The organism is Shewanella sp. A22, assembly GCF_053850585.1.
This window is the reverse complement of record NZ_JBSQBN010000011.1, coordinates 41,291-61,439: the sequence shown is the minus strand read 5'-3', so window position 1 is coordinate 61,439 and position 20,149 is coordinate 41,291. Positions and strand designations below refer to the sequence as shown.

The window sequence follows — 20,149 nt, the reverse complement described above, 5'->3', positions numbered from 1 at the left end:
AAGGCACATTGATGTAGAAATGGTTGTTGCCTTTTAAATCGATGTAACACAGAAGTGGAATACCTGAGAGACTCCATTCTGGCGGGTTTCAAAGTCCTTTATGCTTCGTTAGATGCTTTAAAAATACCACTGCATGGTCTATTTTTTTCCATAAAAAATAACACATTGCCACCATCCATGGCGGTCAGATACTGGAGGTAGAGTAACGCAGGAGCTTGTTACCGAGGATCACTATTCGCTTCAATCATCTGCCTTGCCTACAGCACTTTGAACTCCAGCTGAAAGATCACATATTTAATAGGATTGGTATTATATATTCTACTGATATATTTAACTTTTATTTATTCGTGTTTCCCCCTGAAACTGGTACTGCCAAAAACCAACTTATTAGACACAATTTTTTGAGGTAGAAGAGTTTACTACCATCAATGGAGACTTTTCAGCGCAAGGTATCGCATCCCCTTTGCACGTAAACCATTTATCAACTATTTAACGATGCTTAATGCAGCTAAAGCGCCAACACAAAAATATTGGTTAATATATAAACAGCCTACTTAATAATTCAACATGCCATAACCGTTCACATTGTCATCCACCACATCAAGCATGCAAGCGTCATTTTAATAACCTCGCTGACGCCTCATAACAGTGATTAGGACTGATATCATCTTCGGTTTATGCCTCATGTACATGTGAAAAAAGTCATGTCTATTTTGTTTATCAATAGATTGCGATGTTAATCATTGATCACGTTTCCTATTTTTTTTGTTGCACTTTATTTAAAACTCACTTACGTTAAACAAATGTTTGGTATGCAAACATTTGTTTGCTAAATGGATAGTGAGATCACTCATATGACGGAACGCGAGTTAGAAATCTTAGCATTACTCAAGCAAGACCCCTTAATGCCGCAACAAGATATGGCCGATAAATTAAACATGAGCCGATCCGCTGTCGCCGGACATATTATGAATCTAACCAACAAAGGCATCATTCGTGGTAAAGGCTATATTTTGGCCGAAGCGCCTTATGTCGTTGTGATCGGTGGAGCCAATATGGACATTCTAGGCCGACCAGCAGGTCCGCTTAGGGTGGGTGATTCAAATCCCGGCAGCGTCAGCTGTTCACCTGGCGGTGTAGGACGTAATATTGCAGAAAACTTAGCGCGATTAGGCACAGATACTCGCTTAACCACAGCGGTAGGAAAAGACACTTACGGCCAAGAAATTATCGAACATTGTCAGCGCGCTGGCATCGATATGAAGCACACCTTGCAATTGCCAGACAGCGTAACCTCAACCTACTTGTCGGTGTTAGATGGCGAAAGCGATATGCACGTGGCCATCAATGATATGGCAATTTTAGAACGCCTGAGTGTTGATGTGCTCAAGTCTCAGCATGCTATGCTGCAACGAGCCAATGTGATTGTTGTAGATGCTAATTTATCGCAAACATCATTAGCTTACATCCTAAGTAATTACGCAGATATTCCTCTGTTCGTCGATCCCGTATCTTGTGCTAAAGCAATTAAATTAACGCCCTATCTCAGTGCCATTCATACCCTAAAACCCAACCTCAAAGAAGCCGAGCAACTCTCAGGGATCACAATTACAGATCACGACCAACTGCCCGAGTTAGCCAATTGGTTTCATGCTCAAGGGGTCGAACGAATTTTTCTAAGCCTGGGCATTGATGGGGTATTCTTCAGCGATAAGCAGGAACAAGCCCTGCTACCTGCTATTCCCATTTCTATGGTTAATGCCAATGGCGCCGGCGATGCTTTTTTAGCTGGCCTAGCCCATGGTTTTATTCAAGATTGGTCAACTCGAAAATCGACCGAGTTTGCCATGGCCGCTGCGGTAGTGGCCTTATCCGATATCGCAACGATTAATCCCAATATGTCTGAAATATCAGTCAATCGAGTTATCAAGGAGTCATTATGTTAAACCAGTACCTAGATATCAACCCTGAAGTCAAAGCAGCATTGGATGCCAAGCGACCTGTAGTGGCACTAGAATCAACCATTATTTCTCACGGTATGCCATATCCGCAAAATGTAGAGACAGCGCTTAAAGTTGAACAAATCATTCGTGATAATGGTGCAGTACCTGCAACCATCGCAATCCTCAATGGGCGACTCAAAGTGGGGATGACCCATGAAGAGATTGAGTATTTAGGTAAAGCTGGCCAAGCAGTGATTAAAACCAGCCGTCGTGACATTCCATTTATTGTGGCACAAAAAGCGGATGGCGCGACAACGGTAGCATCAACCATGATTTTGGCTGCGATGGCTGGGATTAAAGTATTTGCAACTGGTGGCATCGGTGGTGTACATCGTAGGGCACAACAAACGTTTGATATCTCAGCCGACTTGCAAGAATTAGCCAATACTAACGTAGCGGTGGTCTGTGCTGGAGCTAAATCCATTTTAGATATTGGTTTAACGTTAGAATACTTAGAAACCCAAGGCGTCCCTGTTATTGGTTATCAAACCGATATGCTACCCGCCTTCTACACCCGCGAAAGCGATTTTCATGTCGACTATCGTCTCGATGAACCTAAGCAAATTGCCGCTGCGATGACAGCGAAATGGCAAATGGGATTAAAAGGCGGAATGGTTATTGCAAATCCAATCCCTGCACAATACGCGCTAGACAAAACAATGATCGATCACGTGATTAAAGATGCGGTTGCCGAGATGAATGAAAAAGGTATCTCGGGTAAAGCCTCGACCCCTTTCTTATTGTCAAAAGTAGCAGAAAAAACGGCAGGGAGCAGCTTAGCGGCCAATATCGAGTTGGTATTTAATAATGCCAAACTGGCCTCAAAAATTGCCTGTGAGTTATGTCAATAATCATTATTAGCTGAGTAATAATAAAACATCTACAATGTATTTATGCCGATAACTTAAGTTGATCGGCATTTTTATTTCTAACATCAGCTTATTATATATTCATGGTACTGAGCGTAATATTGAAGACAATCAATCTAATCTTCTTCATTGTGCAGTAGGGCTAGTCTCATGACATCTCGGTTCATTCTGTGCGCCACAGACTGAATATTAAGCATTTTAATACTCAAATATCGATGCCAAGCTGTCGTATTATCTCACTTTTATTATTCTACTCGACAGCATATTCTTGTGATGAATGTTATTCTCCCAGATGGCACCTAACGCCTCTTAATCCATTACAGAAATCCGACTAGAAACGCGCTTCAAAGAGCGGAAGTCGAGCAGGTGCTTAGCAATAAATCAGAATCGTTGCAGCTAGGCTTCGGCAGGTGGTGAAAAAGCGATAACAGGCGATGACAAGCCTAGCCACTAGAATCTATTTCACTGCTGTCGCTTGCTCTCAATTTAAGCTCTTAGTCACGACGCTATCCCTAGAAGCGCAGCGCTCTATCCGCAAAGTAGCCTAGCACTAGAACCTAAATAACGAGAACCTCGCAAAATTTCACAACCACTGCTAAGTTAATTACCGTACTTAATACAATTCACCCAAAATTCAATTAAAGGACTAACCATGCAGATCATCCACCATGGAGCGGTAAACGGTGTAACAGGATCCTGTCATCAGTTGGATGTGAATAATCACAGCCAGCACGCCAGCAGTTATCTTATCGATTGCGGTCTGTTTCAAGGCGCCGAAACAGCAGGGAAAAGTTCAGCAGACCAACTGCAAATAGACTTCCCTATCGACAATATCAAAGCGCTCATTATTACCCATTGCCATATCGACCATGTAGGTCGTATACCTTATCTTCTGGCAGCAGGATTTGAGCAACCTATCTATGCAACAACCGCTACCGCGGCACTATTACCACTGGTAATAGAAGACGCCTTAAAAGTGGGTGTGACGCGCGACCCTAAATTGATCCAGGCATGTATCAATCGCCTTCAAAAACTGCTTGTATCAGTCGATTATGGCCAATGGATAACCTTACCAATAAACAAACCAACAGCCATATCTTCGACAGAAAGCTCTAAAGATACCTCAGCAGAAAAAACCGTCACAGCAATTATGTATCACAAAGCAAAGCTTAAATTTAAACCTGCTGGACACATTCTTGGTTCTGCCTATGTTGAAATAGACTTGATTGGCCCTAAAAATCGCCATCGGGTCGTTTTCTCGGGTGATTTAGGTGCAACCTATGCCCCCTTACTTGCTAGCCCTAAAAGTCCGTATCGAGCTGATACCTTAGTCATTGAATCCACTTACGGAGATAAAAACCATCAAGGCCGCAAAGATCGCAGCAAACAACTCAAAAGTATTATCGAAAGCGCCGTAAAAGATAATGGTGTGGTACTCATTCCTGCATTTAGTATTGGTAGAACCCAAGAGTTACTGTACGAATTTGAGCACATTATCTACCGCAATAAACACAATCCAGTATGGCAAAATATTGACATTATCGTCGACTCCCCCATGGCCGCTAATTTCACCCAAAAATATCGTCAGTTCAAATCATTATGGGACAACGAAGCCAAAAATAAGCTAGCGCAAGGCCGCCATCCACTCGACTTTAACCAGCTCATCACCGTAGATAGCCACCAAGAACACTTATCGGTCATCAACTACCTCGATTCAACCCACAAACCTGCCATTATTATCGCCGCATCTGGCATGTGTACCGGCGGTAGGATCACCAACTACCTCTGTCGATTTTTACCCAATCCCACCACCGACATCCTCTTTGTTGGCTATCAAGCCAAAGGCACCACAGGGCGAGACATACAAACATACGGTCCACAAGGTGGCTACGTTTATATCAACGAACAAAAGATAGATATCAAAGCCACCATCCACACCATCAGCGGTTACTCTGCCCATGCCGACCAACACAACCTCATCAACTTCGTAAAGCGCATGCACCACAAACCTAGCCATATCATAATCGTCCACGGCGACAATGAAGCCAAACAAGCACTGGCAAAAGAATATAGGAAACTAATACCTACGGCAGAAATCGTTATCGGTAAGGAATGATAAAGATAGATGGCAAGCGGTGAAAGACGATAACAAGCGGTGGCGAGCAGAAAAAGATAGATGGCAAGCGGTGAAAGACGATAACAATCGATGACAAGTGATAAATAGCGGTTGCGGTCGGGAATATAAAGGAGGATGAAGTGAAATTTAAAAATTTAGAGGTTTGGCAACTGAGTTATCAACTATCTTGTGCTATTTATCATCAGACCAAAGATCTTCAAGATTGGGGATATAAAGATCAGATAACACGTTCAGGCTTATCTGTTCCATCAAATATTGCAGAGGGTATTGAAAGGCAAAGTAACAAAGAACAAGTTCAGTTTATGTATATTGCTAGAGGTTCATTAGCAGAGTTAATGACCCAGTTAATGATTGGCAGAGACATCAACTATCTGGACCCTGAGTTTGTTGAACAACAATTACAGCAAGCAAACAAAATATCAGCAATGCTCGCTGGATTAATTCATAAAATAAAAAATAGATAATAAAAGAGGTAAAATCGATGACAAACGATATAAAGCGGTAACCAACGGTGAAGAACGATGACAATCGAAAATGCATGACAAAAAAAGACAAAGCTTGTTATCACCTGCCACTGCTTATTATTATCTCAGCTTTAACCGCTTGTCACCGTTTGCTATCATCTCAGCCTTAATCGCTTGAAACCGCTTGCTATCATCTCAGCCCCAACACGCTTGTCATCGTCTCAGCTCTTTAGCGATGTGCTCTGCTTGAGCTTGTGACATTTCTGGATCAGTAGACTCAACCATTACGCGAATGAGTGGCTCGGTGCCAGATTTACGCAATAATACTCGGCCGTTTTCGGCAAGTACTGCTTCAGCTTCAATTACAGCTTGTTTTACGACTTCTGATGCTAATATCTCGTTAGCATTATTAGCGGTTAGACGCACGTTAAGCAGCACTTGTGGCAACTTGTTCATACCCGAAACCAGTTCTACCAACGACTGCTTAGAATGTAATATCGCTTGTAACACTAATAACGATGCAACCACCCCATCACCAGTCGATGCATGGTCAAGATGTAATATGTGCCCAGAACCTTCGCCACCAATACGCCATCCTGTCGCTTTTAATTGTTCAACAACATAACGGTCGCCCACTTTGGCACGTTTAAATGGAATATCCATCTCTTTTAACGCAAGCTCAAGGCCAAGGTTAGACATTAATGTACCAACCACACCGCCATTTAATAAACCTTGCTGTTTAGCCGCCTTGGCAAGAATGTATAAAATTTGGTCGCCATCCACAACATGACCATTGCGGTCAACAAACATCACGCGGTCTGCGTCACCGTCAAGTGCAATACCTAAATCAGCCTCATGTACCATCACCGCGGTTTGTAAGCTGTCTAAATGGGTTGCGCCACAATGGTCATTAATATTGGTACCATTGGGTTTGTCATTAATGCTGATAACTTCTGCACCTAATTCACGATACACATTCGGGGCAATATGGTAAGCAGCACCATTGGCACTATCGACTACAATTTTAAGTCCTGCTAAGGTTAAATCTTTAGCAAATACGCCTTTACAAAACTCAATATAACGACCCGCGGCATCGTTAATCCGGCGCACTTTACCCAAATGTTCAGACGCAACACATTCCATCGCATTATGATTCAGGGCTCGATCTAACAATGCTTCAATCGCAAGCTCTTGCTCATCATTAAGCTTTGTACCTGAATTAGAAAAAAACTTAATCCCATTATCATAAAAAGGATTATGGGATGCACTAATCACCACACCGGCATCGGCTCTAAACGTCGACGCTAAATACGCAACAGCAGGCGTTGGCATTGGGCCAACAAGTGCCACGTTTACCCCTGCGGCCGATAACCCAGCCTGAATTGCCGACTCAAACATATAGCCACTACTGCGTGTATCCTTACCTATCAACACTTCTTGAGTACCCGTTGAGGCTAATACTTTGCCGGCAGCCCAACCTAACTTCATCGCAAAGTCAGGCGTAATAGGAAATTCCCCCACCTTCCCACGCACACCATCGGTGCCAAAATACTTACGAGACATAAAAACTCCAAAAATAAAAAAATGCGCATGCGCAGGTTCTAGGAACTCGCAAGCTCGCCTGAGAGCGGACTGCGTCCTGCTAGATTCTATCAGCGAAGCGCCCGAACAGTGACGAAGTCACGCCCTAGCAACCGCAGGCGCCCTATTATTAACATCTATCAGCAAAGCGTCCTCGAAGACCGAAGGTCGTCCTAGCAGCGGAGCGCTCTAGGCTCCTAGGCCCTAGGCTAAAGCAAAAAAACCAACTACAAAGAGTTGGTTTTGATGTTACCAAAAAAATTTTTTTACTGTTCAAGCATAATTTTTTCAATGCTTTGCTTAAAATCAGCACCCAACTTAGCGTCACGTAAGCCATATTCAACAAAAGCATTCATATAACCGAGTTTATCACCACAATCATGCGACTTACCGGTCATGTTGAATGCTTCAACGGTATCTTGTTCAATCAGCATATCAATCGCGTCAGTTAACTGAATTTCATCACCTGCACCCGCTGGTGTTTTAGCAAGCAATCGCCAGATCTTTTCAGATAATACATAGCGGCCAACAACCGCTAAATTAGACGGTGCTTCACCAACATCAGGCTTTTCAACCATTCTTTTGATTTTAGCTGAATCACCCGGTGTTATCTCAACACCGTTACAATCGGCTATGCCGTATTTATTAACGTCAGATTCAGGTACAGGAGCAACCATAATTTGGCTCGCAAATGTCGCTTTGTAACGCGCTATCATCGCAGCTAAGTTTTCTGTTTTTTGATTAGCAGTGTATTCATCTAACACAACATCAGGTAGCACGACCGCAAAAGGGTTATTACCAATACAAGGGTAAGCACATAGTACCGCATGACCTAACCCTTTAGCTTCGCCTTGACGCACATGCATGATGGTCACATCTTTAGGACAAATCGCTTGTACTTCTTCAAGTAGTTGACGTTTTACGCGTTTCTCTAAAGTAGATTCAAGCTCGTAGGATTTATCAAAGTGGTTTTCTATCGCGTTTTTACTGGCATGGGTAACGAGCACAATTTCTTTCACACCGGCAGCCACACACTCATTAACAATGTATTGAATTAACGGTTTATCAACTAAAGGCAACATCTCTTTCGGAATGGCTTTGGTCGCTGGCAACATGCGAGTGCCTAAACCTGCAACTGGAATAACTACTTTCATTTTAAATCCTAGTAAAAATGAGCCCAATCAAAGATTGGGCTCTGGCCAACAATTAATTAGCGGAGAAATATTAAAGAAACAAAGAAGTCCTGATAATCAAAAAATTAAGATACAAGGTTAATGACTTTCTTAGCCGCATCAGAGTTTTTAGCCTTTTGCTGATAAACTAAATCGCAAATACCATCTGTTGGCGCAAAACCTGTAGGTGTCTTAAGTAAAATATCGCGAATGGCTTCATGATTAAACTGATGACAAGCCAAATCTAAACGGTCTAAAATTACAGAATACTCAGCCCATGTTAAATACAACTCATTTGCTGTCATAATGCGTTCATGTTCGGTCCCAGTGACATCATCGCCAATAAGCAGTTCTTCGTATAATTTCTCACCTGGGCGTAATCCACTGAACTCGATAGCAATATCGCCCTCAGGGTTTTTCTCACTACGAACTTCATAACCACTTAAACGAATCATTTTTTTAGCTAAATCAACAATTTTAACCGACTTGCCCATATCCAGTACAAATACATCACCGCCCTTACCCATAGCACCTGCTTGGATCACTAACTGAGATGCTTCAGGTATCGTCATAAAAAAGCGGGTAATTTCGGGGTGGGTAACCGTTACAGGGCCACCATTAGCAATTTGAGTTCTAAACAAAGGCACAACCGAACCCGATGAACCGAGCACATTGCCAAACCTAACCATACAAAAACGGGTTTTATTATTTTCACGTGACAATGCCTGTAAAACGAGCTCGGCCATTCGCTTAGTAGTGCCCATTACATTCGTTGGACGTACCGCTTTGTCTGTTGAAACCAACACAAATGTTTCAACCTTTGCCGCTATAGCTGCCCTAGCGGTATAAAGAGTACCAAACACGTTATTGCGAACACCTTCAACGACATTGTGCTCTACTAGAGGCACATGCTTATAAGCTGCAGCATGGTAAACCGTTTGCACACCAAACGACTCCATAACCGCTTGCACACGGTTTTCACGCTGTACTGAACCCATGATAGGAAGAATTCTGACATTTAAACTGAGCTCTTTAGCCGTTGCATTTAATTCACGATCTATGGCATACAAAGCAAACTCAGATAACTCAAAAAGCACTAACTTTTTAGGTGACTGTTTCAAGATCTGTCGACATAGCTCCGAACCTATAGAGCCTCCGGCACCAGTGACCATAACCACTTTGTCTTTAATATTGGCAGACAAAAGATCTTCGCGAGGATTCACGGCATCACGCCCCAGTAAATCATCGATTTCGACTTCTTTAATATCACTGTAAAGCTTAGTCCCATTAACTAAATCAGCCATCGCAGGAATGGTTAATATCTGAATAGCCAAAGGTTCTAACCGAGTCAATATCGCCTGACGTTTGGCACGAGTAGCGCTTGGCATTGCAAGTAGCACTTTAGTGACTGATTTTTGCTTAATCAACTTACGAATAATGGAAGGTGAATGAACATGAACCCCTTGTATAACCGTACCATGTAAGCACACATCATCATCGACAAAAGCAAAAGGATGATATTCATGGCTTTGAACCAACGACGTTAATAATTGGCGGCCACTCACGCCAGCACCATAAATGATCACTGGTTCACCAGTACGTTTCATCCCAGAACCAACAATGGAGCGTACAATTGTTCTCGAACCGCCAATAAAAACTAATGAAAAAGCGGCATATATTAACGGGACTGTGCGAGGGATATTAGCTTCAGCATAAAAAGAAACTAATACTAATGTAATGGTTGAAACCGCAACCCCAATGACAATGGCAACAAGAGCTTGTAATCCCATGTAACGCAGCACCGCTCGGTAAAGGCCTAATTTGGCAAATAACACTAGACTTATAGGAAGAACGATTGAAATGACCATCCAAAAAGTAGCATTGCTCAACACGCTGATATCATCGAGTCGGACCAATAGAGCGGCCCAAAAAGCAGAAACTAAAAAAAATGAATCAACAAATAAACTTACCAACCGTTTCTGAGGACGAGGTAAAGAGAAAATACGTTGCAAAAAATCCATTTCGCGCTCCAAATTAATAACATTCATAATAATAAAAAATCTTATCTACATAAAAGCTTGTATAACCAGTCAAAACATCGAGTTTAACACGAGTGTACATTATTGATAAAAGTTATATGATAGTGAAAAGACATATCAGCACAATATTCAATAAGACATTGGCTGATATAGGCTTGATCATGACAAAGCAAGAAAAATTGATGAGACAAATTACCTAGCAAGTAGGATACATTGAGACAAAATTATCATAGTGGACGCCAAACCAAATCGAGCATTGACCAATAGATAGCAGTCAATGGTCTACTTGTTGTAGAACTCACGATACCATTTCACAAACTCAGCAACACCTTCTTTTACGCCGACTCTTGGTTTGTAACCCGTTGCTTCAAATAAATCTTCGACATCAGCATAGGTCTGGTAAACATCCCCTGGCTGCATCTCTCGGAAGTTTTTCTTAGCTTCAATGCCTAACTCATCTTCAATAGCTTTGACAAAGCCCATCAGATTAATCGGTGAACCATGCCCTATGTTATAAACAGAATAAGGCGCAGAGCTGGTCGCTGGTGAACCTTTTTCGACAGTCCAAGATTTATCACGTCTTGGTATGACATCAGCAATTCGAACCACACCTTCAACAATGTCATCGACGTGAGTAAAATCACGCCACATATCACCATTGTTATTGATGTCTATTGTTTCACCATCTAAGATCTTCTTGGTAAAGATGAACGGTGCCATATCAGGACGCCCCCAACTGCCGTAAACCGTAAAGAAGCGAAGCCCAGTAGTAGGAATATCATACAAATGCGAATAGCTATGCGCCATCAACTCATTAGACTTTTTGGTCGCAGCGTAAAGTGAAACAGGATGGTCAACGCTATCTGAAGTTGAAAATGGGGTTTTACCATTTAAGCCATATACAGAGCTTGAGGATGCATAAACTAAATGTTTCACTTTGGTGTGGCGGCAACCTTCTAAAATATTCAAATGCCCAACAAGATTGGAGTCTGCATAAGCATGTGGATTTTCAATTGAATATCGAACACCAGCTTGCGCGGCCAGATGTATAACGCGGTCAAACATTTCACTTTCAAATAATTGCTTAACAGACTCTCTATCAGCAATATCTAATTCAACTAAACGAAAGTTGTTGTGCGCGATTCGTTTTAAACGTGCATATTTTAAATTAACGTCATAATAATCATTGATATTATCAACACCAATAATCTCATGTCCCGCTGCGACTAACTTTTCGACTACAGCACTACCTATGAAGCCAGCTGCGCCAGTAACTAAATATTTCATAAACGTCTCGAAACTTATATTAAAGTACTAATCTGAACCAAAAAGATCACGAGTATAAACTTTATCACTAACATCGCGTATTTCATCAACCATCCGGTTTGAAACAATGACGTCACAAGACGCTTTAAACTCTTCTAAATTCTTAATAACTTTTGAATGAAAGAATTCATCTTGCTCAAGCACTGGTTCATAAACGACAACTTCAATACCTTTAGCTTTCAAACGTTTCATAATTCCTTGGATACTTGATGCTCTAAAGTTGTCAGAACCCGACTTCATAATTAAGCGATAAATGCCAACACGATTGGGATTACGCTTCAAGATACTACTTGCAATAAAGTCTTTACGAGTGGTATTGGCATCAACAATTGCTCCAATAATACTGTTAGGGACATCAGCATAGTTTGCACGAAGCTGTTTAGTATCTTTAGGTAAACAGTATCCACCGTAACCAAAAGAGGGGTTGTTGTAATGAGAGCCTATTCGCGGATCTAAACCAACACCTTCAATAATTTGACGCGCATCTAAACCATGTGATTCAGCGTAAGTATCTAACTCATTAAAGTATGCTACACGAAGTGCAAGATAAGTATTAGAGAATAATTTAACGGCTTCAGCTTCTGTTGAATCAGTAAAAAGTACTTCAATATTATCTTTTACTGCTCCTTCTACTAGTAAGTTAGCAAACACTTGCGCACGTTCAGAGCGTTCACCGACAATAATACGTGAAGGGTAAAGGTTATCATAAAGCGCCTTACCTTCACGTAAAAACTCAGGCGAAAAAATTAAATTATCACAACATAACTCTTCTTTAATTCGAGCTGTATAACCAACAGGCACAGTTGACTTGATAATCATTACAGCAGAAGGATTTATAGTCATCACATCTTTTATTACCGCTTCTACAGATGATGTGTTGAAATAATTAGTTTCAACATCGTAATCAGTAGGAGTCGCGATAATGACATATAGGGCGCTTTTATACGCAAATTCTTTATCAAGCGTAGCTTTAAAATTAAGTGATTTATTAGCTAAAAATTCCTCAATTTCAACATCGACAATTGGTGATTTTCTTTCATTAAGCATCGCTACTTTTTCTGAAACAATATCTACCGCGACAACTTCATGGTTTTGAGCCAAAAGCATCGCGTTTGATAAACCCACGTATCCGGTGCCAGCAACAGCAATTTTCATTATTAATTATCTTCCTACTAAGAATTATTTAGGCTTTACTGCGTCACCAGAACCACTGCCGGTGACTGTCATCATGATGTACTTGAAGTAATCTTTAACTGTTAAGCTATCAATCATCTGCTTATCAGTTTTGGCTAATAAAGCCGGTGTAGACATATCAATATTTTGAACCTGAGCTAAACCTGTTATTCCTGGTAAAACGTTATAAATGCCTAACGCATCACGCTCTTTAATTAACTCTTCTTGGTTAAACAAGTTAGGGCGTGGCCCCACTAAGCTCATCTCACCTTTGACTACATTAATTAATTGTGGTAACTCATCAATTTTTGTTTTGCGCAGAAAGGACCCAAGTTTAGTGATTGAAGCATTACTTGCGAGATGACTAGCGACAGATTTCGTTTCAACAGACATAGTGCGGAATTTAATAAGCTTAAAAGCCTTCTTGCTTTTTCCAACACGAATTTGCACAAAAATAGGCGAACCAGTATCAAACATGCCTATAATGGTGACAACAAGTAAAATAGGCCATAAAAGTAATAAGCCAAAGGAGGCTGCTAAGAAATCGATAAAACGGATCATTTTTTATTCTCAGAAAGTGAAGCCATTGCTTGCTCCATTGTATAAGGAGGAACCCATCCTAACACTTCTTGGGCATTAGATGAGTCAACTTGTAAGTTTCCTAATAGCTGTTCAGCCATTGCATTTTTTCCAACGAGTCGAGCTACTAAGTACATAAGACTAACAGGAACAGGTAGCTGAATTAACTTTTTATTTAGACCTTTAGCAATTGCATTAGTGAATTCCTTGATAGAAACTGTTTCGCCATCTGAAGCAAGAAAAGTATGCCCTGCTGCATTGGGCGCGTTCACACATGTTATTAGCAAATCAGCTAAATTCTGAACAGAAATAAAGTCTCTCTTGTTATTGCAAGCTCCAAAAGGTAAAAAAGGCATATTTTTAACTAACTTTGTTAACAAGCCAAAATTACCTGGAGCTAGTGCACCATAAACTAAAGTTGGACGGACAATTACTACTTCAAGATCCGTCTTCTTAGCAAGATCGATTAAACCAACTTCGGCCTGATATTTAGATAGAGAATAATGATTGTTAGGTTTTTGGGGGGAATGTATTGAAAAAGATACTCGACTAGTAGAAGTTCCATAAACACCGATCGAACTAACGAATATAAAACGTCTAACACCAGCCTTTACAGCCTCTGATGCTAAATGAAGCGTGCCCTCTACATTAACAACGTTAAAATCGTCATAGGAAGCTCTATTTGTATGAGCTAATCCGGCCAAGTGTATCACAGAGTCGCAATCAACAAAAGCCCCATCCCAATCAGTATCCTTAGACAAACTATTAATCTTATAGCTATCTAAAAATGAATCGACATCATTATTACGGATCACACAACGGAATAACGAAGGTTTATTCGAAACCAAAACTCTACCAACAAAACCTGAAGCCCCAGTTAATAAAACTTTCATTACTTTGACCCTTAAAAAAATTATAGACAAAAGATAACCAACTAAAACTAAGAGCAGGCTACCAAATTCGAATTCATAGGATTAGCGTCTAATTATAAAAAAGAATTGAAACAAATTTTAATTCACTAAACCTAAAAGTAGCTGGGCTAAAGCATGAGTGATTGAATTTTAGATAAATCGTGAAAGTTTATTAAACAAAAATCCATAAAACCATCCATGTTAGCTTAACAAACGCGTCCATGCGGTTGATATTCGTTTAATAAACTTCCACTAATCAAACGAAAAGCATTCGCGATCTAACCCTACTAAAGTAGCCCTATTTAATCTAAAATCTGCAATTTTTAGATTAAACATCCAATTCGGAGTAGAGCGACAAACTACTTTAATGATTTAATTCTAAACCAAAAAATTTATAAAAAATGTCGCCAAATTAACTATAAATAAAATTCCACAAAAATGTTTTACTATAAAAAATAAAGCAGAGCATTATAAAATAAGTAAAGTGCAAGTTAGGGGTAACACTTTTAATCTAGTCACATAAAACTTATTAAAAAACCAGCAAAAAGAAACGTATACCACAATTATTTTCAAAAATTTTAAAATACCAGCTTTTGCAATAAACCGCTTTAAAATTTAGACTTACATCAGCTAAGTTAAACTATCAAGACTCTTAAAAATGCAATTTAATGCGAAAGATTACTCGGCTTGTATAAACCAATTTGTTAAATGATAAAAAAATGGATGTAGATACGTAATTAAGCAGTGTTACGCCTAGGGTCAAACTTTCTAAATATCGCGTTAAAAAACCTTTGAAAACAAACTGGAAAAATGATTCTGAAACAAGGATAAAAACACAAGAGCGCTTTATGAAGGGGCAAGCCTAATCGCAAGCTACCTTTAAAACCTATTTTACCTTGCTCATAATTCAACTTAAAATTTTGTTTTTTTATAGTGTGATAGTCAAATCGATAATAAATAAGGCTTTCACTCAAATTATGAAATCTCAAGTTGTTACTTGCTAATCTAAACCAAAGTTCATAATCCTGCCTACGCCTCAGGCTTTCGTCATATCCGCCATAATTAATGATTTCAGATTTTCTAAACATAACGCTCGGATGTATAATTGGATTGCACCATAAAGAGGCAATTATATCGCTATTATATTCTGGATTTACCTTTTCACCTGTGACATTCCCTTCAAGATCGATTACTGTCGCCCCACTCCCTAATACTGATATCTCGGGATGACTTAATAAATAAAAAACTTGTTTTTCTAACCTCTCAGGTAAAGCAGCATCATCAGTATCTAATCTTGCTATAAACTCTGCTTCGCAGAAAGAAAGCCCGTAATTAAGTGATTTAGCCAATCCTGAATTACAATCTAATTGAACAACTTTTATATCCATTTTATGTACAAATTTATTTACAACTTTTACTAGTTCGTTATTTATAGGGCCATCATAAACAACTACCACTTCAAAATTATAATAAGTTTGTTCAGATATACTTTTTAAGCACTCATAAAAAAACTTAGGTTTTTCTGCATCGTACAAAGATAAAAGAAAAGATACCTTGTGACTGTTAACTAAGCTAGGAACTACTTGCATAATAAACGCTTAATTTCCTGATGGTTATAGCCTTGACCTAAACAGAACCCATAAAAATTCATCAATTCTAACGAGGCTCGCTTCTTTACATATAAAGGTAGCAACCTATTTTTAGAGATTTTTTCGATTACATCAATAGGTACCACTTGTAAAACAACCTCGCTTAGAAACTTGTCCAAATTTATATCAAAATAAAGATCAACACCTCTTTTAGACTGTGACCAATTAAGCTCTTTAATCAAGAGACGTCTCAGCAAAATCTTATTTTCATACAGCTTAAAATCAAATTTATACTCCAAAGGCAAATTAAATACATAGTTTGCTAGGTCCTCATCAACCCATGGAAAATATACTTCGCAACCAAGTTCCTTGGCTGCAGCTCTAGTTTTTCCCATCATACATTGGTGATCATGAAATGATCCCCGAGAAAAAGCTCTAAAATCAATAAACTCTATTTCATTCATAGATTTATTTATCTTTGAAAAAAATGAATTTAAAGAAAAGCTCCCTTTCAATGGAAAAAAACATGATAAAGCGGATAAGTCACCATGCGACTCTGCAGGTGAACGTATATACCACCTTAAACCAGGCAAAGAGTTAGGCCTAAATTTCCAAAGGTTTATGAGTGACAGCTTGAAGGACTTAACTTGGTCAATCGACGGAAGATAACCAAATGTTTCATCATTGCCTAATCCATCAACTACCGCATAATCCTTAGGTGAAAAACCAGTCTCATCGAAGAAAGCACGTAAACCAAATAAAAAGAAAAGATAACCTTGATCCATTACTAGATTTGGCATTTTGTTACAGGAATTTAAAAAAACTTTTGAATCAAACTTATCGATTATTGTATCCACATCGACAAAATAAGAAGTATGACCTAACTGAGTAGCAATTTTTTTTATATACTCTTTCAATTTGTGATCATCTTTTCTTAAAAAAGTTAGTGTATCAACAGAAACTCCGGCTTTCTTGTATGCTAACGCAAGAGACATTGAGTCTTTGCCATCGCTTAATAATAGCAATGGCTTCTTACATCCGCACTTTCCCAAGGCTGTCTTTATCTTTTCTAATAAAATATATTCATCAGGTATACTATCTTGAGTATAGTGTTTTGAACTCATACGAAAAGCATATGAATTAAAACATTCGAGCCCTGCGGCGCCTACAGATAACTTTTCATTGAAACTTGTCTTACTATCACTAAAATATTTAGGGCATATCATGTGTCTAGCAAAAGTAACTAATGCTTTATTAATTTCCATTTTTGTATTCATAATTGTTACACTTCGAGGTTGTTATTTCATTATGCCTGATTCTAGTTTGAAAAAGGCACGAATTCCAGAGAAGAAAAATTTATACCTTTTTAATTTCTGATCCAAAGTTAAAATTTCAAATAGCGTAAAACACAACTTCATCAATAGCTTAAACTTTAGTTTTTTTGTGCTAACACATGAAAATATCAAACGCAACGAGTCCCTTGATCTATAGTGTAACCTGAACGGAGCACCATAAAAAAATTTATAGCCAAATAATGAAGAAAAACCATCCCCGTAATCATGAACAAGCTGAACGTCATTATTTAAACGAAAATCATATCCTTGTTGCTTGGCCCGCAAACACCACTCTGTATCCCCCAAGTTCAAGAAATAATCTTCATTAAATAATCCAACTCGACCTAAAACCTCGTATTTAATTAACATTCCTGACAATTGTGTTCTTTCAACTAATGAAAATTTATCACCATTATTTTCCGCTTTGAAAAAGCTATCGTGAATGTTTTTTCCAGCAGAGTTGACAATAGTTGGGGCTATTATTGGATAATTACTATTAATCGCATCTTCAATAAATTTAGATAATTGAACTGATGAAAAATAGCTATCTTGATCTAGGAGTAGAAAGTAATCAAATGAATTGCCAGCATACTTTATACCTGAGTTCATTGCTCCAGTAATACCTGAGTTATCCTGCGAGAGCTTTTTTACTTTATCATACTCAAAACCAACAATTTTATTATCATCAGATGAATTATCCACAAGGATAACAAGGTCGGTTTGCTCCAATAAATTAGGAAGTAGTGCTGCCAAGTTATCAATGCATGGGTTATACAGTGAAATTATCACACATATTTTTTTCTTAACAGTCACTTTAAGTACCTAACCTTTACAAAAAAATAAAACATAAAATAAAAAAACAAATTGAAAAACATTGTAGAAATCCAAATCTGAGGATTGTATATTAAGGTATAAGCGCCTATAGCCAAAATAGTATAAAAAATTAAATGGGCTTCATTTTTCAACCTAGGTCTATACTTCGCAAAGAAACCAACAAAAATACCTATAAAAATAGAAATTACGTATGAAAAATTATTGAAATAAACATAATTAAAAATGTCGAATGTAGATGACGGTCCAATATTATCCTCCAAATAAGGATAATGAATATGCATAACCTTTACGCCTAAAGAAGGGCCAGTAAGCTGCACTCCAAAAATGGAAAAAAGCCCTTTAAGTTCAAAAAACAAAATACTTAGAATATCTTCTCCGTTATATAAGTGGTCAACATAACCATTTGGCAAAGATAAAATTTGCATATCGCCTGACATCGCTAAACGTTGTACAACTAACTGTAGTGGATTTACAGTAATACCATTCGTATATAACTGATTAAAAAAAACCCCACCTAAAACAACTACAAAAAAAGTTGTCGACAAAAAGAATACTTTCTTAACCTTATCTCGGCTTAATCTAATACCAAATAGAAAGTGCACAAGATAATAAATAAAAAAATATGAAAGGAAAAACATTTTTGAACCAGACAGCAAACCTGTGACAAGTAAAATAAAAATAATAAAGTTATCAAAAAAACTAAGTTTAATTTTACTAATTACTTTAATAGTAATAAATACAATTATAAAAATATATGTAGAACTACCTAATCGACCTATTATTCCAGCCAATGGGATTGATGAAAAAACAGACCATTTACTATTTTCAAATAATGGAATCCCAAAAGCTGTATATGTGATTAAAATGGAAAAAATATAAATGTAACATGATAATTTATATGAAAAGCGAAATCCTTTGGAACAATTAAAACCATTAAAATTACATCTATTATTTCCATTTATTGACAATATACTAAGAATAAATGTTGAAAAAATGAAACCTATCCAGAAAAGTGCCTGAACCATATAGAAGTAGTAGGAGTATTTACTTTCTATATAACCAAGTATATCTAGGTAGATAACACCAATTAGTGCAAATTGGTAATTAAAAAAAACAAAAAAAACAACAGGGTGAAAAAACTCAAATCGACATAATTTTAACAAAATGAATGATAGAAACATCACACTGAAAAGTACACGATAATATAGGTATGGATAATCAAAAAAAAGCAACCAAAAATCTAACTTAGACATATTTTTCCGATGATCTTTTTATAAATTAGTTTAATGGTTTTTTGTGGATAAACTATGAAACATTGAACTTTAGAGCCAAAATGAAACATTAACCATGCTCTATAAGAGCATTCTAGATTACCTGCCGCACCATAGATACCACTTTCTAATTTACTCAATATCTTATAATAATCATTTTTCAGCATAGGGTTTATACCAGTTGTAGATACACCACCAGTTTTATAATATATAATAACCTTCCTTAGATGATAAATTTTGGTTCCTTTGGACAAAGATCTTAAATAAAAAGGTAAATCTTCTAATAATCTAAAATCATCGTCGAAATAACCCATGTTTTCAATAAAGCTTCTTCGATAAGAAGTCCTAGCTCCGGAAATAAAGTTTCCGTATTGCAAGATGTGACCTAAAATACATTCCGAGCTTAATTGAAGTAATTCTCTATCTTTCTTTTTTGGTAATCGATTACCTATCTCTTTAGAAGGATCATCATCATATACTAAACAGTCATAAGTTACTAAGTTAACATTTCCTTTATCAAAAGCAAGGGCTATTTCTTTAATAGATGAATTATCATAAAACACATCTCCTGAAGATAAGGGAATAATAATTTCACATGAGGTTTTCAATAAGCAAAAATTAAAAGCTTTTACTGTACCCTGATTTTCATCTGATCTTATATAAGTAACATTTTTTCTGTTTGCTATTAAATCAAATAAATCTGAAACAACGCTGTCATCTAAAACACTAGAACCATCATCATAAATAATGTATTGATAATCGAATTCTTGCTCCAAAACGGAATTAACAGTCTTTATTAGAGAGTTATAATTATTATAAATTAACGTAACAATACAAGTTTTCATTTTTGCCTTATCATAAATAGCT

General features: G+C 38.0%; 16 protein-coding genes. 4 read left to right on the top strand and 12 right to left on the bottom strand.

Going from position 1 to position 20,149, the window contains the following annotated elements:
* Positions 1–833: 833 nt before the first annotated feature.
* The 4 genes from ACWXWT_RS03925 to ACWXWT_RS03910 all read left to right on the top strand — a co-directional run bounded on the left by ACWXWT_RS03925 (position 834) and on the right by ACWXWT_RS03910 (position 5,473).
* Complete coding sequence (locus ACWXWT_RS03925) at positions 834–1,946, top strand: PfkB family carbohydrate kinase (RefSeq protein ID WP_456040303.1); 1,113 nt, start codon at positions 834–836, stop codon at positions 1,944–1,946.
* Complete coding sequence (locus tag ACWXWT_RS03920; protein ID WP_456040302.1) at positions 1,940–2,854, top strand: pseudouridine-5'-phosphate glycosidase; 915 nt, start codon at positions 1,940–1,942, stop codon at positions 2,852–2,854. The genes ACWXWT_RS03925 and ACWXWT_RS03920 overlap by 7 nt, the downstream gene beginning before the upstream one ends.
* Before the next feature lie 670 nt (positions 2,855–3,524).
* Positions 3,525–4,988 carry an MBL fold metallo-hydrolase RNA specificity domain-containing protein gene (locus tag ACWXWT_RS03915; RefSeq protein ID WP_456040301.1) on the top strand — a complete coding sequence of 488 codons (1,464 nt, stop codon included), beginning with the start codon at positions 3,525–3,527 and terminating at the stop codon, positions 4,986–4,988.
* 140 nt (positions 4,989–5,128) lie between these two features.
* On the top strand, positions 5,129–5,473 hold the full coding sequence (locus tag ACWXWT_RS03910) for a four helix bundle protein (protein ID WP_456040300.1): 345 nt from the start codon (positions 5,129–5,131) through the stop codon (positions 5,471–5,473).
* Between the two features lie 213 nt (positions 5,474–5,686).
* Here ACWXWT_RS03910 and glmM read toward each other — a convergent pair whose 3' ends face one another.
* The 12 genes from glmM to ACWXWT_RS03850 form a co-directional block, all read right to left on the bottom strand.
* Positions 5,687–7,036: a phosphoglucosamine mutase gene (glmM, locus tag ACWXWT_RS03905; protein ID WP_456040299.1), complete on the bottom strand. Its 1,350-nt coding sequence runs from the start codon at positions 7,034–7,036 to the stop codon at positions 5,687–5,689.
* Between the two features lie 284 nt (positions 7,037–7,320).
* Positions 7,321–8,208: a UTP--glucose-1-phosphate uridylyltransferase GalU gene (gene galU, locus ACWXWT_RS03900; protein ID WP_456040298.1), complete on the bottom strand. Its 888-nt coding sequence runs from the start codon at positions 8,206–8,208 to the stop codon at positions 7,321–7,323.
* A gap of 104 nt (positions 8,209–8,312) precedes the next feature.
* Positions 8,313–10,247 (bottom strand): polysaccharide biosynthesis protein, encoded by a 1,935-nt coding sequence (locus ACWXWT_RS03895; protein ID WP_456040297.1) that lies wholly within the window; start codon positions 10,245–10,247, stop codon positions 8,313–8,315.
* Between the two features lie 300 nt (positions 10,248–10,547).
* On the bottom strand, positions 10,548–11,552 hold the full coding sequence (locus tag ACWXWT_RS03890) for an NAD-dependent epimerase (RefSeq protein WP_456040296.1): 1,005 nt from the start codon (positions 11,550–11,552) through the stop codon (positions 10,548–10,550).
* Between the two features lie 27 nt (positions 11,553–11,579).
* On the bottom strand, positions 11,580–12,746 hold the full coding sequence (locus ACWXWT_RS03885; RefSeq protein WP_456040295.1) for a nucleotide sugar dehydrogenase: 1,167 nt from the start codon (positions 12,744–12,746) through the stop codon (positions 11,580–11,582).
* A gap of 24 nt (positions 12,747–12,770) precedes the next feature.
* Positions 12,771–13,325 carry a sugar transferase gene (locus ACWXWT_RS03880; protein ID WP_456040294.1) on the bottom strand — a complete coding sequence of 185 codons (555 nt, stop codon included), beginning with the start codon at positions 13,323–13,325 and terminating at the stop codon, positions 12,771–12,773.
* The gene (locus ACWXWT_RS03875; RefSeq protein ID WP_456040293.1) at positions 13,322–14,236 is read right to left on the bottom strand and encodes an NAD-dependent epimerase/dehydratase family protein; all 915 of its coding nucleotides are present in this window, start codon (positions 14,234–14,236) and stop codon (positions 13,322–13,324) included. The genes ACWXWT_RS03880 and ACWXWT_RS03875 overlap by 4 nt, the downstream gene beginning before the upstream one ends.
* 755 nt (positions 14,237–14,991) lie before the next feature.
* Entirely contained in the window at positions 14,992–15,843 is an 852-nt protein-coding gene (locus ACWXWT_RS03870; RefSeq protein WP_456040292.1) for a glycosyltransferase, read from the bottom strand.
* A complete protein-coding gene (locus ACWXWT_RS03865; RefSeq protein WP_456040291.1) occupies positions 15,834–17,120 on the bottom strand; it encodes a hypothetical protein in 1,287 nt (428 codons plus the stop codon). Before ACWXWT_RS03865 ends, ACWXWT_RS03870 begins: the two co-directional genes overlap by 10 nt.
* Before the next feature lie 21 nt (positions 17,121–17,141).
* Entirely contained in the window at positions 17,142–17,990 is an 849-nt protein-coding gene (locus tag ACWXWT_RS03860; RefSeq protein WP_456040290.1) for a glycosyltransferase, read from the bottom strand.
* Positions 17,987–19,264, bottom strand: coding sequence for an O-antigen polymerase (locus tag ACWXWT_RS03855; protein ID WP_456040289.1), 1,278 nt, complete (start codon positions 19,262–19,264; stop codon positions 17,987–17,989). Before ACWXWT_RS03855 ends, ACWXWT_RS03860 begins: the two co-directional genes overlap by 4 nt.
* Positions 19,252–20,127, bottom strand: coding sequence for a glycosyltransferase (locus tag ACWXWT_RS03850; protein WP_456040288.1), 876 nt, complete (start codon positions 20,125–20,127; stop codon positions 19,252–19,254). Before ACWXWT_RS03850 ends, ACWXWT_RS03855 begins: the two co-directional genes overlap by 13 nt.
* Between the last annotated feature and the right edge of the window lie 22 nt (positions 20,128–20,149).

Coding starts and splice junctions, on each gene's coding strand:
- ACWXWT_RS03925 (WP_456040303.1), top strand. CDS start 834: ATGGATAGTGAGATCACTCATATGACGGAACGCGAGTTAGAAATCTTA.
- ACWXWT_RS03920 (WP_456040302.1), top strand. CDS start 1,940: ATGTTAAACCAGTACCTAGATATCAACCCTGAAGTCAAAGCAGCATTG.
- ACWXWT_RS03915 (WP_456040301.1), top strand. CDS start 3,525: ATGCAGATCATCCACCATGGAGCGGTAAACGGTGTAACAGGATCCTGT.
- glmM (WP_456040299.1), bottom strand. CDS start 7,036: ATGTCTCGTAAGTATTTTGGCACCGATGGTGTGCGTGGGAAGGTGGGG.
- galU (WP_456040298.1), bottom strand. CDS start 8,208: ATGAAAGTAGTTATTCCAGTTGCAGGTTTAGGCACTCGCATGTTGCCA.
- ACWXWT_RS03895 (WP_456040297.1), bottom strand. CDS start 10,247: ATGGATTTTTTGCAACGTATTTTCTCTTTACCTCGTCCTCAGAAACGG.
- ACWXWT_RS03890 (WP_456040296.1), bottom strand. CDS start 11,552: ATGAAATATTTAGTTACTGGCGCAGCTGGCTTCATAGGTAGTGCTGTA.
- ACWXWT_RS03885 (WP_456040295.1), bottom strand. CDS start 12,746: ATGAAAATTGCTGTTGCTGGCACCGGATACGTGGGTTTATCAAACGCG.
- ACWXWT_RS03880 (WP_456040294.1), bottom strand. CDS start 13,325: ATGATCCGTTTTATCGATTTCTTAGCAGCCTCCTTTGGCTTATTACTT.
- ACWXWT_RS03875 (WP_456040293.1), bottom strand. CDS start 14,236: ATGAAAGTTTTATTAACTGGGGCTTCAGGTTTTGTTGGTAGAGTTTTG.
- ACWXWT_RS03870 (WP_456040292.1), bottom strand. CDS start 15,843: ATGCAAGTAGTTCCTAGCTTAGTTAACAGTCACAAGGTATCTTTTCTT.
- ACWXWT_RS03865 (WP_456040291.1), bottom strand. CDS start 17,120: ATGAATACAAAAATGGAAATTAATAAAGCATTAGTTACTTTTGCTAGA.
- ACWXWT_RS03855 (WP_456040289.1), bottom strand. CDS start 19,264: ATGTCTAAGTTAGATTTTTGGTTGCTTTTTTTTGATTATCCATACCTA.
- ACWXWT_RS03850 (WP_456040288.1), bottom strand. CDS start 20,127: ATGAAAACTTGTATTGTTACGTTAATTTATAATAATTATAACTCTCTA.